Source organism: Caballeronia sp. LZ035 (genome assembly GCF_031451175.1).
Classification (GTDB): Bacteria; Pseudomonadota; Gammaproteobacteria; order Burkholderiales; family Burkholderiaceae; genus Caballeronia.
Genome location: NZ_JARUXS010000002.1, coordinates 240,270 through 256,385, shown reverse-complemented (window position 1 = coordinate 256,385; position 16,116 = coordinate 240,270). Strand labels below are relative to the sequence as shown.

Annotated in this window: 15 protein-coding genes; 6 read left to right on the top strand and 9 right to left on the bottom strand. The window is 64.0% G+C overall.

Annotated features, from left to right (window positions below; translation table 11 throughout):
* Window positions 1-3: 3 nt before the first annotated feature.
* Entirely contained in the window at window positions 4-807 is an 804-nt protein-coding gene (locus QCE88_RS16745) for an IclR family transcriptional regulator (protein ID WP_309904109.1), read from the bottom strand.
* Between the two features lie 351 nt (window positions 808-1,158).
* On the opposite strand from QCE88_RS16745, the gene QCE88_RS16740 reads away from it, so the two are divergent.
* Window positions 1,159-2,565 carry a sugar porter family MFS transporter gene (locus QCE88_RS16740; RefSeq protein ID WP_309904107.1) on the top strand — a complete coding sequence of 469 codons (1,407 nt, stop codon included), beginning with the start codon at window positions 1,159-1,161 and terminating at the stop codon, window positions 2,563-2,565.
* Between the two features lie 4 nt (window positions 2,566-2,569).
* On the opposite strand, the gene bluB is transcribed toward QCE88_RS16740, so the two are convergent.
* Complete coding sequence (bluB, locus tag QCE88_RS16735; protein ID WP_309904105.1) at window positions 2,570-3,223, bottom strand: 5,6-dimethylbenzimidazole synthase; 654 nt, start codon at window positions 3,221-3,223, stop codon at window positions 2,570-2,572.
* Between the two features lie 191 nt (window positions 3,224-3,414).
* Here bluB and QCE88_RS16730 point away from each other — a divergent pair, with 191 nt between their 5' ends.
* From QCE88_RS16730 to QCE88_RS16715, 4 genes are all read left to right on the top strand, one after another.
* Window positions 3,415-4,773, top strand: a complete 1,359-nt coding sequence (locus tag QCE88_RS16730) for an MFS transporter (RefSeq protein ID WP_309904103.1) — start codon at window positions 3,415-3,417, stop codon at window positions 4,771-4,773.
* A 23-nt stretch (window positions 4,774-4,796) separates the two neighbouring features.
* On the top strand, window positions 4,797-5,768 hold the full coding sequence (locus QCE88_RS16725; RefSeq protein WP_309904101.1) for a dipeptidase: 972 nt from the start codon (window positions 4,797-4,799) through the stop codon (window positions 5,766-5,768).
* A 60-nt stretch (window positions 5,769-5,828) separates the two neighbouring features.
* Window positions 5,829-6,401: a PAS and helix-turn-helix domain-containing protein gene (locus QCE88_RS16720; protein ID WP_309906472.1), complete on the top strand. Its 573-nt coding sequence runs from the start codon at window positions 5,829-5,831 to the stop codon at window positions 6,399-6,401.
* 214 nt (window positions 6,402-6,615) lie between these two features.
* Window positions 6,616-7,566 carry an alpha/beta hydrolase gene (locus tag QCE88_RS16715; protein WP_309904099.1) on the top strand — a complete coding sequence of 317 codons (951 nt, stop codon included), beginning with the start codon at window positions 6,616-6,618 and terminating at the stop codon, window positions 7,564-7,566.
* 15 nt (window positions 7,567-7,581) lie between these two features.
* Here the strand turns inward: QCE88_RS16715 and QCE88_RS16710 are convergent, their stop codons facing one another.
* Window positions 7,582-8,295: an enoyl-CoA hydratase/isomerase family protein gene (locus tag QCE88_RS16710; RefSeq protein ID WP_309904097.1), complete on the bottom strand. Its 714-nt coding sequence runs from the start codon at window positions 8,293-8,295 to the stop codon at window positions 7,582-7,584.
* A gap of 257 nt (window positions 8,296-8,552) precedes the next feature.
* Here QCE88_RS16710 and QCE88_RS16705 point away from each other — a divergent pair, with 257 nt between their 5' ends.
* The gene (locus QCE88_RS16705; protein WP_309904094.1) at window positions 8,553-9,551 is read left to right on the top strand and encodes a LacI family DNA-binding transcriptional regulator; all 999 of its coding nucleotides are present in this window, start codon (window positions 8,553-8,555) and stop codon (window positions 9,549-9,551) included.
* A gap of 10 nt (window positions 9,552-9,561) precedes the next feature.
* Here QCE88_RS16705 and QCE88_RS16700 read toward each other — a convergent pair whose 3' ends face one another.
* From QCE88_RS16700 to QCE88_RS16675, 6 genes are all read right to left on the bottom strand, one after another.
* Complete coding sequence (locus QCE88_RS16700) at window positions 9,562-10,053, bottom strand: MaoC/PaaZ C-terminal domain-containing protein (RefSeq protein WP_309904092.1); 492 nt, start codon at window positions 10,051-10,053, stop codon at window positions 9,562-9,564.
* Window positions 10,054-10,095: 42 nt separating this feature from the next.
* Window positions 10,096-10,947, bottom strand: coding sequence for a sugar phosphate isomerase/epimerase family protein (locus tag QCE88_RS16695; RefSeq protein WP_309904090.1), 852 nt, complete (start codon window positions 10,945-10,947; stop codon window positions 10,096-10,098).
* A 24-nt stretch (window positions 10,948-10,971) separates the two neighbouring features.
* Window positions 10,972-12,129, bottom strand: a complete 1,158-nt coding sequence (locus QCE88_RS16690) for a dihydrodipicolinate synthase family protein (RefSeq protein WP_309904087.1) — start codon at window positions 12,127-12,129, stop codon at window positions 10,972-10,974.
* 24 nt (window positions 12,130-12,153) lie between these two features.
* Complete coding sequence (locus QCE88_RS16685; RefSeq protein ID WP_309904086.1) at window positions 12,154-12,987, bottom strand: shikimate dehydrogenase; 834 nt, start codon at window positions 12,985-12,987, stop codon at window positions 12,154-12,156.
* Window positions 12,984-14,588 (bottom strand): CoA-transferase, encoded by a 1,605-nt coding sequence (locus tag QCE88_RS16680; protein WP_309904084.1) that lies wholly within the window; start codon window positions 14,586-14,588, stop codon window positions 12,984-12,986. Before QCE88_RS16680 ends, QCE88_RS16685 begins: the two co-directional genes overlap by 4 nt.
* 73 nt (window positions 14,589-14,661) lie before the next feature.
* Entirely contained in the window at window positions 14,662-16,005 is a 1,344-nt protein-coding gene (locus QCE88_RS16675; protein WP_309904081.1) for an MFS transporter, read from the bottom strand.
* Window positions 16,006-16,116: the final 111 nt, after the last annotated feature.

The following is a 16,116-nucleotide window of genomic DNA, read 5'->3' as shown; positions in this document are numbered from 1 at the left end:
CTCTTAAGCCGATTCGCGCGGCGATGGCGATGGCGATGGCGCCGGCGTCAATGCGCCAAAGGGCGGTGGCAAGCGGTCGATGCAGGCGCGCATCGCCGTGAGGATCTTCTCGCGCTTCGCCGGATAGCGGCTGGCCACGCAGCCCACGTCCAACGCCGCGATGGGCGCGCCGCTGGCATCGCAGATCGGCATCGCGATACCGACGCCATCCAGCGCGAACTCTTCCTCGACGATGGCCACGCCCTCGATGGCCGCCTGATCGATCTTCTCGTTGATGCGCGCGAGGTCGGAAAGCGCGTACGGCGTGCGCTGTTCCAGCGGCCAGAGCGCGAGCAGTTCATCGCGCTTTTCGCGCGGCAGGCAGGCGAGCATCGCGCGTCCCATCGCGCCGCAATAGGCGGGATACGACTTCTCGATTTCGAGGTCGTAACGCACCACGGTCTGCGCGAGTGACTTCGCGACTGTTCTGAACTGTCCATCGTCAGTGAGCACGCTGAGCACGACAGTCTCGCCGACTTCAACGCACAGATCGTCCATTGCCGGCTTGGCGATGGCGGTCAGGCGCGCGCCGAGGTCGCCGTTCCAGCCGAAGCCGCCGCTGCGAAACGCCGGATTCAGCCGGTAGAGATTGTGGTCGTCGCGCTCCAGGTACCCGCGCGAAAGCAGCGTGCGCAACAGCGCCAGCGTGCTGCTCTTGGGCATTGCGAAGATCGTGGATACGGTGGTCAGCGCGACCCCCTCTTCCGTCGACGCGAAATATTCGAGCAGGTCGAGGACCCGTGCGGCTGATCGGACTGCGTCGTTCATATATACGAACTCGATTCATTGGTGTGAATCGATTGTTCACGGCCAAAACAGAACGAGCAAGTAAGGGAAAACCCGATGTCACCGACGCAGAGGAACGACAAGCACATCAGGTCCGAAATCTGCACCCACGCAGTTCAATGAACACCCGATTCGATCAGAGCGTTCGTCAGCCCGGCGAAAGGCCTGTTGCGCCACGCGTGTCTTCCCGTTACGGAACCTGAGCCATCGCACGCCTGCGCAGGAAAAGAGCGCACACGTCCGGATGAGCGCAAGATCGTTTCGGCAAAGCGATCTCGTGCCGATCGCATGCGGGCCGCCACGATCCTCTGAACCTCACCTGGAGATCCTCATATGAGCACCCTCGCCGACCGCGGCGCTCCCGCCGCCGCCCGATCCAAACGCTACGGCCTCTTCGTCTGCTTCATGGCCGCGCTTGCCGGCCTGTTGTTCGGGCTGGATATCGGCGTGATCTCCGGCGCGCTGCCGTTCATCGCGAAACAGTTCGTCCTGAACGATCGCTCGCAGGAATGGATCGTCAGCTCGATGATGGTCGGCGCAGCGCTCGGCGCACTCGCGGCCGGCTGGCTCTCGTGGCGTCTCGGACGCCGCTATGCGCTGGTGCTCGCGGCGATCCTGTTCATCATTGGCTCGCTGTGGTCCGCGTTCGCGAGCGGCCCCGCTCATCTGATTGGCGCGCGGCTCGTGCTCGGTCTGGCGGTGGGCATGGCGTCGTTCACGGCGCCGCTGTATCTGTCGGAAGTCGCGCCGAGGCAATGGCGCGGCGCCATGATCTCGACCTATCAGTTGATGATCACCGTCGGCATTCTGGCCGCGTTCCTGTCCAACATTGCGCTGACCTACATCGCCGACTGGCGCTGGATGCTGGGCGTCATCGCGATTCCGGCGGCGTTCTTTCTGGCAGGCGTGCTCGCGCTGCCCGACAGTCCGCGCTGGCTGCTGCAACGCAATCGCGGCGACGAAGCCCGTGCGGTGCTGCAACGCCTGTATGCGAATCCCGCCGACGTGCAAAACGAACTCGAACAGGTCGGCGACGACAACAAGCAACCGCAGCGCGGCTGGAGCCTGCTGCGCACCAACCCGAACTTCCGCCGTTCAGTGGCGCTGGGCGTCGTGCTGCAAATCTTTCAGCAACTGACGGGCATCAATGTCGTGATGTACTACGCGCCGCGCATCTTCCAGCTGGCCGGCTTCGCGACGCATGAGCAGCAACTGTGGGCGACCGTGATCGTCGGCCTCGTGAATGTCATTGCGACCTTCGGCGCGATTGCCTTCGTCGATCGCTGGGGACGCAAGCCGATTCTCTATGCCGGCTGCGCGGTGATGGCGCTGGGGATGTGCGCGCTCGGCTTCCTGCTGCATGCAGGTGTTTCGGGTACGGCGGCGCAGGGGATGGCGGTCGTGTCGCTGCTGTTGTTCATCGCGGGCTTCGCGATGTCGGCGGGCCCGCTCGTGTGGATCCTGTGCTCGGAGATCCAGCCGCAACAGGGACGCGACTTCGGCGTGGCCGCCTCCACGCTGGTCAACTGGGTCGCGAACATGATCGTCGCGGCCACCTTCCTGAGCCTGCTTTCGACGATCGGCGAAGCGAATACCTTCGTGCTGTACGCGTTTCTCAACGCGCTGTTCGCGGTGATCGTGTTCTTCTATGTGCCGGAAACGCGCGGCGTATCGCTCGAAAAGCTGGGCAACGACCTGATGGCCGGCAAGCGCCTGCGCGATCTCGGCGCCGCCGATTGAACCACTACACAGCCAGCGCCGCCGGCCACGTGTTCTCGAACACGCATTCGTCGAAGGAGCGGCGCGCGGCCCATCGTTCGGTTTCGAGCATCGGGGCATCGTAGTAGCGTTCTACATGCCCCACGCACAGGATCGCGACCGGCCGCGCGCCTACCGGCATGTTCAGCAACGCGGCCACCGCGGCGGGATCGAACAGCGATACCCAGCCCATGCCGAGCCCCTCGGCGCGCGCCGCGAGCCACATGTTCTGCACCGCGCACGCCACCGACGCCAGGTCCATCTCCGGCAGCGTGCGACGGCCGAACACATGCTGTTCACGGCCGTCCATCAGCGCCATCACGAGCACTTCAGCGCACTCGCGCAAGCCTTCCACCTTGAGGCGCATGAACGCGTCGCGACGCTCCGCGAGGGCGTCGGCGGTGAGCATGCGTTCGCGCTCGACGGCATCGTATAACTGCGCGCGGAGTTCTTTCGACGTAACCCGCACGATGCGCCAAGGCTGCATGAAACCGACGCTCGGCGCATGCAGTGCCGCGTCGATGAGCCGCCGCATGACCTGCGGATCGACCGGATCGCCGACGAAATGGCGCATGTCGCGACGCTCGTGAATGGCGCGGTAGACGGCATCGCGATCCGTGTCGCTGAAAGCTTTGTTCATGTCGGCGTAAGGTGCGGCGAGGGTGGGATCCGGGCACGCGATGATATCGCCTGCGCGAGCCGATCGCGCATTCCTGCGCCTCGAAACCCGGATTACCTAGGTAATTGACACGTATGGACCTAGGTAATTTGAGCGCCTACTCTCGTTTTCACCCCTCCGATGCACACCGACACGTGAAAGGCGAGATGAACATGTCAGCTCAACCAGGTCAGGAAGTCGACACCCGAACGCTGCGGCGCGTCATTGCGGCGGCCTCCATTGGCAATTTCGTCGAATGGTTCGATTTCGCCGCATACGGCTTTCTCGCGACGATCCTCACGCGCGAGTTCTTCCCCAGCGGCGATCCCACCGTGGGTCTGCTGAAGACCTTCGCAGTGTTCGCGGTGGCCTTCGCGTTCCGGCCGCTCGGCGGGCTGTTCTTTGGCATCGTCGGCGACCGGGTGGGACGCAAGCGCACCCTCGCCTTCACCATCCTGCTGATGGCCGGTTCGACCACGCTGATCGGCCTGCTGCCCACGTATGCAAGCATCGGCTACTGGGCGCCGTTGCTGCTCACCATCATTCGCTGCGTGCAGGGCTTCTCCGCCGGCGGCGAATATGCGGGCGCCTGTGCCTATGTGATGGAACATGCGCCGCGCCGCCGTCGCGCGTTCTTCGGCAGCTTCGTGCCGGTCTCGACGTTCTCGTCGTTCGCCTGCGCGGCCGTCGTCGCCTACGCGCTGGAATCGTCGCTGTCCTCGTCGGCCATGGTCGACTGGGGCTGGCGCGTGCCGTTCCTGATTGCCGCGCCGATCGGTCTCATCGGCGTCTATCTGCGCGTCAACCTGAATGAAACGCCCGCCTTCAAGGCACTCGAAGGCAAGCATGAAGTCGCGCATGCGCCGCTCGCGGAAACCCTGCGCTCGCAGTCGTGGAACATCCTGAAGCTGGGCGCGTTCGTCTCGGTGACGGCGCTGTCGTTCTACACCTTCACCACCTACTTCGCGACCTATCTCCAGGTGGCCGGACATCTGTCACGCGGCACCTCGCTGCTCGTGACCGTGCTCGCCCTCTTCTTCGCCGCCGCGCTGTGTCCGCTGGCAGGCCTGTTCTCCGATGCCGTCGGCCGCCGCGTGACCATCGGCAGTACGTGTGTGTTCATCATCGCTTCCGTGTATCCGGCCTTCGCGCTGGGCGGTTCGGGCGATCTGTCACAGTCCCTGTTCGGCGTCGCGCTGCTCGCCGTGGGCGCGGTGCTGTCGGGCGTCGTGACGGCGCCGTTGCTGTCGGAAGTGTTCGCGACCAAGACGCGCTATACCGCATCCGCCATCACCTACAACCTCGCGTACACGATCTTCGGCGGCACGGCGCCGCTCGTCGCCACCTGGCTGATCTCGGTGACCGGCACGAACCTGTCGCCGGCGTACTACCTGATCGCCGTGTCCATTCTCGCGATGATCGGCGGCCTCTCGCTGCGCGAGACGTCGAAGACGGCGCTCGAAGAAGCCGGCTTCGCCAAGCAGAGCGCAAGCGGCACCGCAACGGCCGACGCGTTTTCCCGCACCCACTGAAGCCACGTCAACGGACCACGACCATGAGTGCATTGCACGATTCGAGCATCATCATCGACGGCCTGAACATTTCGAAGTTCGAGCGTTCCGTGTTCGAGGACATGCGTAAAGGCAATGTCACCGCCGTGAACTGCACCGTCTCGGTGTGGGAAGACTTCCAGAAGACCATCGACAACATCGCGGAAATGAAGCAGCAGATCCGCGAGTACAGCGACATTCTCACGCTGGTGCGCACCACCGACGACATCCTGCGCGCGAAGAAAGAGAACAAGACCGGCATCATCTTCGGCTTCCAGAATTCATATGCGTTCGAGGACAACCTCGGCTATATCGAAGTGTTCAAGGAACTCGGCGTGAACGTGGTGCAGCTCTGCTACAACACGCAGAACCTGGTGGGCACCGGCTGTTATGAACCCGATGGCGGACTGTCGGGTTATGGCAAGGAAGTGATTCACGAGATGAACCGCGTGGGCATCATGGTGGATCTCTCGCACGTGGGACCGAAGACTTCATCGGACGCTATCGCATGCTCGAAGAAGCCGGTCACGTATTCCCATTGCTGCCCCTCCGGCCTGAAAGATCATCCGCGCAACAAGACCGACGATCAACTTCGCGAGATCGCCGATGCCAACGGCTTCGTCGGCGTGACGATGTTCTCGCCGTTCCTGAAGAAAGGCCCGGATGCGACCGTCGAGGATTATCTCGAAGCCATCGAATACACGATCGATGTGATCGGTGAAGACAAGGTCGGTATCGGCACGGACTTCACGCAGGGCTACAGCACCGAGTTCTTCGACTGGATCACGCACGACAAGGGCCGTTATCGCAGCCTGACGAACTTCGGCAAGGTGGTGAATCCGGAAGGCATCCGCACCGTCGGCGAGTTTCCGAACCTGACGGCCGCGATGGAACGCGCGGGCTGGAGCGAGTCGCGCATCAAGAAGGTGATGGGCGAGAACTGGATGCGCTTCTTCGGCGAGGTCTGGAACGTCTGAACGTGCCGGCCAGTTTCGCGGGCGTACAATCCCGACGCCTGTGTACCCATGCACGCCATCATGCCGAACCCGAGCGACGCGACGTCCAAGCTGGACTATGAGGATTTATTCCGGCATCTGCCCGTTGCGGTGATCGTGGCCCGCGAGCGCATCATGGTGGACTGCAATGCGCGCGCACTCGAACTGTTCCGGGCAGAACGCGACGATATCGTCGATCAGTCGTTCTCCAAGCTTTACCCGCAAAAGAAGGACTTCGCGAGCACCGGTCACCGTCTGGGTCCGCTGATCGCGAAGCGCGCGGTCTTCAGCGACGACCGCATCATGCGCCGCATCGACGGCAGTCATTTCTGGGTCACCGTGCGCGGCTTCGGCTATAACCCGCAGCGCCCTTTCGAACTCGCCGTCTGGACCTTCACGGATCTTTCCGACAGCGCCAAGCCGCCCGATGTCACCAGCACGCTGACAGACCGCGAGCGCGACGTCGCCGCCTGTCTCGTGCACGGCCTGACGAGCAAGGAGATCGGCAAGGAACTGAACATCAGCCCGCGCACGGTGGATATTCATCGTGCGAGCCTGTTGCGCAAGTACGGTGTAAGGGCGACGCCGGAACTCATCACGCGTCTGCTCGCCTGACAGTCCGTCGACTCAAGACGGTTTCGGCGAATAGCGTGCATTGCCGAAAGAACGAAAAGGGTTTCCCGACTTAGCATGAACCCGGCTCGAAGGTGAATCCCTTCGAGAGCCGGGACCTGAACCACGCACGTGTTCACGCGCTTCAAGCCCGGTCCTGACTGATCTCACAGCAGCATCCAGGGAGGACACTGTGGCAAAGCTGATCGAAACACCCATGATCGAACGCCGGAACATGCTCACCGTGAGCGCCGGCACCGCCATCGCCGCGATGGCGGCCGCGGCGGTACCGCTGGCATCGGCTGCCGAACGCGTGGCACCTGCGCACAGGACGCCGGGCGGCGCATCGGCCGATTCGGTCACGGCCAAGGATGGCACGCGCATCTTCTTCAAGGACTGGGGCACCGGCAAACCGGTCGTGCTCTCGCATGGCTGGCCGCTCGATGCCGACGCATGGGACGCCCAGATGCTGTTCCTCGTGCGCAATGGCTGTCGCGTCATCGCGCATGACCGGCGCGGTCATGGACGCTCGGGCCAGTCGTCGGGCGGCAACGACGTGGATACCTATGCGGACGATCTGGCCGCCGTCATGAATGCGCTGGACATCAAGGATGCGATGCTCGTCGGCCATTCGATGGGTGGCGGCGAAGTGGTGCGCTATATCGGGCGTCATGGCGCTTCGCGCGTGTCGAAGCTGGTGCTGATCAGCGCCGTCGTGCCGTTGATGCTGAAGACCGAGGGCAATCCGGAAGGCTTGCCGGGATCGGCTTTCGACGACATCCGCAAGAATCTCACCGGCAACCGCTCGGCGTTCTACAAGACGCTCGCAGGTCCGTTCTATGGCTTCAACAAGCCGGACGCGAAAACGGATCCGGCCACGGTGGACGAGTTCTGGCGCGAAGCCATGGCGGGTTCGATCCTGGCGCAGTATCAATGCGTACAGCAGTTCGAGGTGGACTACACCGCCGACATGAAGAAGATCGACATTCCCGTGCTGGTCCTGCATGGCGACGCCGATCAACTCGTGCCCATCGACGTGGCCGGCAAGATGTCGGCGAAGATATTGCGCCACGCGACGTTAAAGGTATATCCGGGCGCGCCGCATGGCATGTGTACGACCCACGCCGACAAGGTCAACGCCGACCTGCTCGAATTCTTGCGCGGCTGAACAGAGACCCGGGCCTCAGGTACAGGCTTCGATAGCAGGAGCCCACGCGAGAGGCTCGGGTTCGTCGTCGATCTCGTTGAAGAACATCTTGGCGGCGCGCTGGACCGAAGGCGACAGCGACAACAGTTCCTGAACCAGCAGATCGGTGGCGCTTTCCAGATCGCTGTCCACGGCGAAGTCGGTCGCCAGTCCCCATTCATACGCCTGCGACCCGCTGACATAGCGCGAGCGCATCAGGATCTCCCTGGCCCGTCCTCCGCCCACGATTCCGGCAAGCCGCTGCAATGCGCCGGCGCCCGGAATCTGTACGACCTGATCCGATGGAAACGCGTACAGCGTGGTTTGCGTCGCGATGCGGAAATCGCACGCGAGCGCCAGCTCGAACCCGGCGCCGAAGCAATAGCCCCGGCACGCGGCAATCACGGGCTTGGTGCAGCGCGCGGGCGCGTCGGTCTTCCAGTCCGCCGCATGACTCGCGTGGCGGAGCGCGTCGGCCCCGCCGCGACAGAAATGCTCGCCACTCGCGCGCAGCACGATCACGTGAACATCCGCCTGCGCCTCGAGTGCGCGGAACGCATGGTCGAGCTGTCTGCCTTGGCGGTGAGTGATCGACTGGAAGCCGGCGCTGTCGAACACGATATCCGCCCGCCGGTCTTCCTCGATGAACTCGATATGAAAGCCTTCGAGCGCTTCTTCGTTCCTGTCGTCCTGGCGGCATCGCTCGGCCATCTCGGTTCTCCGTTGCAGCATGAGGTCGAGTATGGTCGCCCGGAAAACGGTTTCCAAATAAATTGAGGTTAAGAAGGGTAAAGCAGGTTCTCGTCAGCCGGCTGTCTGCCAACCGTAACGGCTCATGCGGAAGTCAGGCAGGCTGTTATATAGTCGGGAACAGCCGGCCCCGCTCCGCTCGTCGCGCTCGTGAGGAGATGTCAGATGACACGCAATCTCGTTGCACAAGCGGCTGAAAGGCTGGACGGGCCTCGCTCATGAGGAAACCGTTGCCAACCATTCGCGACGTTGCCGCCCACTCCGGCGTCTCCGTGGGCACCGTCTCCAAGTTCGTCAACGGCACGCAGCGTTTCACCGGCCCCGTCGAGGCCAGAATCAAGGCTGCCATCGAGCGGCTCGGCTATCAGGGCAATCCGCTGGCCCGCTCGATGGTGACGAAGCAGACGCGCACCATCGGCCTCACGATCCTCGACATCAGCAATCCGCATTTCTCCAACGTCGTGAAGGGCGCGAATCGCATCGCGCTCGAACACAACTACACGCTGCTGCTCGTCGATGTCGATGAAAACCAGGCCCGCGAGCGTCCGCTCGTTGAAGCTCTGGCGCGCCGCGTGGATGGCCTCATTCTCAGCTCGCGCCTGCCTGAAGACGAATCGCCCTGGCTGCTCGATCTCGACCGGCCGCTGGTCATGCTCCGGCACAGCGAGACATTGCCTATTTCGAGCGTGGGCATCGACAACAGCCTCGCGACCTACATGCTCACGCGGCACTTGCTGGAGCGCGGTGTTCGGAGCTTCGCTTATCTGGGATTCGGTCACGCGCAGATCAACGCCGCGCGCATTGCCGGCGTGCGCGACGGCCTCGCTGACACCGGCATCGAACTCGCCGTGCACGACGCCCACGCGCCAACCAGCCGCGCCGGCGAGCATGCGTGCTCGCGCGTGATGCTGGGACCGCGCCGTCCGCAGGCGGTGATCTGCTACAACGATCTGATCGCGCTGGGCTTCATCAAGGCGGCGCGTGCGCTCGGCATCCGCGTGCCCGACGATGTCGCCGTGACCGGCATTGACAACATACCCTATGGCGAGCTGTCCGCGCCCACGCTGACGAGTGTGGACACGCAGAGCGAGACGATCGGCGAAGTCGCGATGCGAAAGCTCGTGGACATGCTGGGCGGGAAGGATCACATCGAGCATGTGACCATCGAGCCGTGCCTGATCGTGCGCGATTCGACGGCCATGATTGACGGCCGCTGAACGGGCAAAGTCAGACCCGGTTCGCCATCAGCAACAGCGTTTCCCCATCCTGGACCACCTCGCGGGCCTGGTTCAGCACCTTCAGCCTGAGCGTCGCGATGCCGCGATCCGTGCGCTTGGTCGGCCGCTTCGCAACGACTTCGACCTCGACATGAATCCGGTCACCGATCATCAGCGGCGCGCGGAACGACCAGTTCCAGCTCAAGGTCGCCAGTCCCTTCAGGCGGACGGCGCAACGGGTCTTGAGGCCGTCGGCGAGCGCGAGGCCCAGCAGTCCATGCGCGATACGGCCGGGAAAGCCGGCTTCCTGAGCGGCGACGTCGTCGAGATGAAGATCGTAGAGATCGCCCGACACGCCTGCGAAATTGACCACGTGCGTTTCCGTGACCGTCATGCCCGAGGTCGCGAAGTGGTCGCCGGCCTCGATGTCGTTGAGGTCGTACATGCCTGGCGCGAGTGCACGGCCCTGGGCTGCGGCATCGGTATCCTGTCGTACTTCCATGGGCGTTCTGTCTCCTTGTTCTTCAAGTGATGGGCGGCCGCTTCAGCAGACCGTTTGCAGGCGCTGCGCACACATCTTCAGCACTTCGTCCGGCTCGACCTTCCACCAGCGGTCGCGCGAGAACAACTCGACTTCCACCATGCCCGCGTATCCCGCGCGTTCCATCTCGCCGCGAAAGGCCGCCAGATCGATCACGCCGTCGCCCATCATGCCGCGGTCCAGCAGCATGTCGTTCGTATCGGCGAGCCAGTCGCACACGTGGTACGCAAGGATCCGTTGCGCGCGTCCCGCCGCCGCGATGGACTCGCTGAGCAGCGGATCCCACCAGCAGTGATAGACATCGATGGCGACCCCCAGCATCGACGGATCGCCCGGCGCGATCTTCTCGCACAGCGCGAGCGCCTGCCCGATCGTGTTGATGACGGCGCGTTCCGCTGCGTACATCGGATGCAAGGGTTCGATGGCAAGCGGCACGCCGAGCCTGCGCGCTTCGGCATGCAACTCGGCGATGCCGTCTTCCACTTGCGCACGCGCGCCGGGAAGATCGCGCCCGTTCGCGCTCACGCCGCCCACCACCATGACGAAGCAGCGCGCTTCGAGTTCCGCCGCGTCATGCAGCGCCCTGATATTGCTGTCGATGCTCGCGCGCCGCGCGGCCTGCGTCTCGCCGGTCAGATACGTGGAGCGGCAATAGCCGGTCACCGTGAGTTGCAGCGCCCGCAGCTGGCGCGCCACGGCAGCGGCGCCCATGGCCTCCACTTCGTGCCGCCATGGCGCGACGCCGCCAAAGCCGGCGCGCGCCACGCGTTCGAGCGTGACGTCGAGCGACTCGCGATGTCCGAGTGTCGCGGTATTGATCGCGCAGCGGTCCAGCCGGTTTTCAAGCGTCTCCATGCGTGTCTCCTTTATCGTCGCTGCTTACAGTCCGAAGGTCTGCATCACGAGCCGCATGCGCTGCATTGCGAGTTCGGGATCGCGCAGCAGGTTCGCGGCGTCCGCGAGACGAAACACGTCCGCGAGATATCGCGGCGGACGCGCGCCGTGATGCCCGCCCGGCATGAAGAAGTGCGGCTGAAATCCGTTCAGGTACGCGAGAAACACGACGCCCGTCTTGTAGTACTGCGTGGGCGCGCGGAAGATGTGCCGCGACAGCGCAACGGTAGGTTCGAGCAGGCGGTCATAGCGTGCGACATCGCCCGCCGCCAGCGCAGCGAGCGCCTGCGATGCAGCCGGCGCGATGGCATCGAAGATGCCGAGCAGCGCATGCGAATAGCCTTGCTCGTCGCCCTTGATGAGCGACGGATAGTTGAAGTCGTCGCCGGTGTACATCTTGACGCCTTCCGGCAGGCGGCGCCGGAAGGCGATCTCGCGTGCGTCGTCCAGCAGCGAGATCTTGATGCCGTCCACCTTGTGCGCATTCTCCGCGATCACCTGGAGACAGACATCGGCGGCTGCGTCGAGATCGTTGCTGCCCCAGTAGCCCTTCAGCTCGGGATCGAACATGTCGCCGAGCCAGTGCAGGATCACGGGCTGCGTGCACATCGCCAGCACTTCGCGATACACGCGCAGATAGTCGTCGCGATGGCGCGCCACACGCACCAGTGCACGGCTCGCCATCAGGATCACGCGGCTGCCGGTGCGCTGAATGGCGTCGAGTTGCAGCGCGTAGGCGCGGATCACGTCGTCACAGGAGGTGGCCTCATGCGCCGGCAGATGATCGGTGCCGCAGCCCGAGGCAATCAGTGCGCCTGGAAGATCGCGGGTTTCCTGCATCGTGCGCTCGACGAGTTCGCGCGCGGTGTCCCACGTCACGCCCATGCCGCGCTGCGCGGTGTCCATGGCCTCGGCGATGCCCAGGCCCTGCCCGATGAGATAACGCCGGTATTCGATCGTGCGCGCCCAGTCGAGCACAGCGGGCTGGTTCAGTTCGCCGCTGCGCTGCGGATCGGCCACGACGTGCGCCGCCGAGTAGGCGATGCGGTTGAACTTCGCGCCCGCCGGCGCGCCGCCGATCGGGTCGCCTGTGAGCCGGTAGTTTTCCAACTGGCCGGAAGCGGCCGGAAGAACGATTTGCATGATGTCGAAGGCTTGATGGTTCAGTTACGACGCGGGCATCTCGATGCCGAAGAACGTCGCGAAAGCCGCGAGCTGTCCTTCGATCATCGGCCGGCCATTGGTCGCGCGGCAGCCGCATTCCCGCGCATGTTTCAGCAGCGGCGTTTCAGCGGGCGTCATGATGATGTCGACCACCTGAAGCGCAGGCGGGAACGCGCCGAACGCGACGGGCATGCCGTCGCCCGGCTTCATGCCGACAGGCGAACAGTTGACCAGCAAGTCCACGCCCGCGAGATTCGCGGGATCGACATCCACGTTCGCCGGGCAGCCCGAATAGTAGTGATTCAACCGCGCCGACAATTGCTCGGGCAGTTCGCGCTGCGGATCGCTCAGCGCAATGCTCGCCGCACCCGCGTCCGCCAGCGCATGCGCGACAGCCGCGCCCGCGCCGCCCGCGCCGAGTTGCTTCACGTGCTTGCCGCGCACCTCGAAGCCGATGCGCGTAAGACCCTGCACGAGACCGGTGCCGTCGAACAGGTCACCGAACCAGCTGCCGTCCGGCTGACGGCGCATCACGTTGAGCGCGCCGACGCGGCGGGCGGTGTCGGAGACTTCATCGACCATCGACATCGCGCGCACCTTGTGCGGCACCGTGACCACGAGGCCGTCAAGATTGCCGAGCGCCTGAAGACCCGCGACTGCGGGCTCGAACACGTTCACGGGAACATCGAACGGCAGGCAGACGGCATCGATGCCGCCGGTCTCGAACAGCGCATTCATCAACTGCGGCGTCTTCACCTGCGTGACCGGATTGCCGAGAATGCCGAACAGCCGCGTCGATCCGCCGATGCGCGGCCCCTGCTGCGCTTGCTTCGTCACGACTGCAGCTCCTTGAACGCAGCGAGGCGCGGATGCGACGGCCAGCTTTGTTCGTCCATGGCGGCATCGAGGCCCATCGGCTCCGGACGGAACAGGCGCTCGTCCATCAGCTTCAAATCAGGCGAGATGACCGGACGGAACGCCATGTGCGCAAGCACGTCACGCTCGAGATCGATGCCCGGCGCGATCTCGATCAGTTCGAGCGCACCGTCGATGGCGCGGAACACAGCGCGCTCGGTCACGAACAGCGTGGTCTGGCCGCGTTCCTGCGCATAAGGTCCGCTGTACGACACCTGCTGAAGCTTCGACACGAACTTGCGATGCGTGCCTTCCTTCAGGATCTGCAACTGGCCGCCTTCGCATGCGACTTTCAGGCTGCCCGCCGTGAAGGTGCCGCCGAAGACCATCTTGCGCGCGTTCTGGCTGATGTTGATGAAGCCGCCCACGCCGATCAGCTTGTTCGCGAAGCGGCTGATATTGACGCTGCCTTGCGCATCGATCTCGACAGCTGAAAGAAACGCAATGTCGATACCGCCGCCATCGTAGAAGTCGAACTGATACGGCATGTCGACGATGGCGCTGTAGTTGCGCGCGGCGCCCGCATCGAGTCCGGCTGCGGGCGCGCCGCCGATCAGCCCTTGCTCGTTGGTGAGCACGATGTGATGCAGCACGTCTTCCTCGGCCGCCACAAGTCCGATGCCGGTACACACGCCAGAGCCGACATTGCACACCGCGCCGACGCGCAGTTCCATCGCGAGACGCCGCGCGATGATCTTGCGTTCGTCGAGCGGCAGGCGCGGAAAGCCTTCCAGCGGAATGCGCATTTCGCCGGTGAAGGCGGGGTCGTAGGCGGTCTGGTAGGTCACCGGTTGTTCAGCATCGATGACCACGACATCCACCAGCATGCCGGGAATCTTCACCGTCTTGGCCGGCAGGGTGCCGCGCTTCGCCAGCCGCTTGACCTGCACGATGACGATGCCGCCGTTACGGCGCGTGGCCTGCGCCATCGAGAGCATGTCGCCGAACACGGCTTCGTGTTCCATCGAGATGTTGCCGTCCTCGTCCGCAGTGGTGCCGCGCAGGAACGCGACATCGACTTCGAAGGGCTTGTAGAACAGCCACTCGCGGCCTTCGAGTTCGATCAGGCTCACGAGCTTGTCGTCGCTCGGCGCACCCTGAATGCCGCCGCCGTTGCGCGGATCCACGAAGGTATGCAGGCCGACATGGCTGATGAGCCCCGGACGCCCCGCCGCCATCTCGCGCGTCAGCAGCGAGAGCGCGCCTTGCGGCAGCGTCCACGCCTCGATCTCCTGGTTCAGCGCCATCTGCGCGAGCGGCGGCGAATCGACCAGCGTGCCGCATACGACGCGCTTGAGCAGTCCCGCATGCGCGAGTCGCGACGCGCCGCGCTCGCCGCGATCGCCCAGACCGACCGGATGCACCGACGTCAACTGGCGCGGTTCGCCCTGCGCGAGAAAGCGCCGTTCGAGCGCTTCGATCAGCGTTTCCGGCACGGCATGCCCGCTCCCCGATCCGCCGATCATCAATGTATCGCCATCTTTCAGCAGGGATGCAGCCTGGTCGGCGGTCAAGATTTGCATGGTTTCAACTCCGTTTGTTTCTGCTTGTTTCTGCTTGTTTCTATGTGTCAACGTCGTGGCGTGTTCGCTTTCGTCACGCCGCCGAGCGTGCTTCCGGCATGGAGGGCTCATCGTCCCGATGCCGCGAGAGCTGCTTGCCGAGCACCGCCGCGATCAGCGTCAGGAAGCTGAAGACCGCGAGAAACACCATCACGTAGGTCGGCTTGCCGTTCGCATAGGCCACGAGTGCGGTGGCGATGAACGGCGTCGGCCCGCCTATGAGTGCGCCGGACAATTCGCGGCACATCGCGATGCCTGAAAAGCGGTACTGCGTGGGAAACAGGTTGGCGAGGAACGCGCCCTGCGCGCCGCAGGTGCATCCCCAGCTGATGCCGTAGACCGCGCTCATCGCAATGGTGGCGAGCACGACGTTCTTCGAATCGATCGCGAGGAACAGCGGCCACACGAGCGCCAGGGCGATCATCGCGCCGGCCGCGAAGATATTGGCGCTGCCGAAGCGGTCCGCGAGCATGCCGCCGACCGGCGCGCAGAACAATGAAAAGAACAGCGCGATGATCAGCACCACCAGACTGTCCGACTTCGCCATGCCGACCGTGTTGGTCATGTAGCTGAGGGCGAAAGTATTGAGCACGTAGCTGAGCGCCTGATGGCCGCCCATCGCGAAGAAACCGCACAGCAGTTCGCGCCGGCTCTTGCGGAACAGTTCCGCCACCGGCACCTTTTCGGCCTTGGCCTTCGAGCTGGCCTTCTCCATGGCGGCGACATACTCGGGCGTTTCATCGAGCTTCGAGCGGATGTAGATGGCAACGCCGAACAAGCCCAGCGACAGCAGGAACGGCACGCGCCATGCCCACGAGAACAGGATGTCCTCAGGCACATACGAGATCAGCAGGAAAGTTGCGATTGCAATCATCACGCCGAAGTTGGTGGCCGCATTCGGAATCGACGTGAAGAACGCGCGCCGGCTCGGCGGCGTGTATTCGGCGATCAATGTGATGGCGCCCGCCAGTTCCGCGCCTGCGCCGAAGCCCTGCATCATCCGCATCAGCACCAGCAGCAGCGGCGCGATGATGCCGGCCTGCTGCCAGGTCGGCAGTAATCCCAGCCCGACCGTGGCCACCCCCATGATGGTCACGCAGAACACGAGCGCCGGCTTGCGGCCGTACTTGTCGCCGATGTGCGAGATGACGATGCCGCCCAGCGGTCGAATGATGAAGCCCACCGCGAAGGTCGCGAACGCGGCCAGCGTGCCGGCGAGCGACGAGAGGTGCGGAAAGAACAGCTTGTTGATGATGAGGCCCGACGCTGCGGCGTACAGGCCATAGTCGTACCACTCGATGATGGTGCCGAGGGTCGACGCGAACACGGCGCGTCGGATGTTCCTGCGGTCGGCCTTCTGCGCGTGTGCTGATTGCATGGCGCTGTCTCCTGCTTCGCTTTTGATTTTGTGCGACACCGCGACCTCGCGGTGCACGTTGACGGAATCCGTCCGCCTGTTTCGGTTCGGCGGACGGTACTGCTGCGTGAA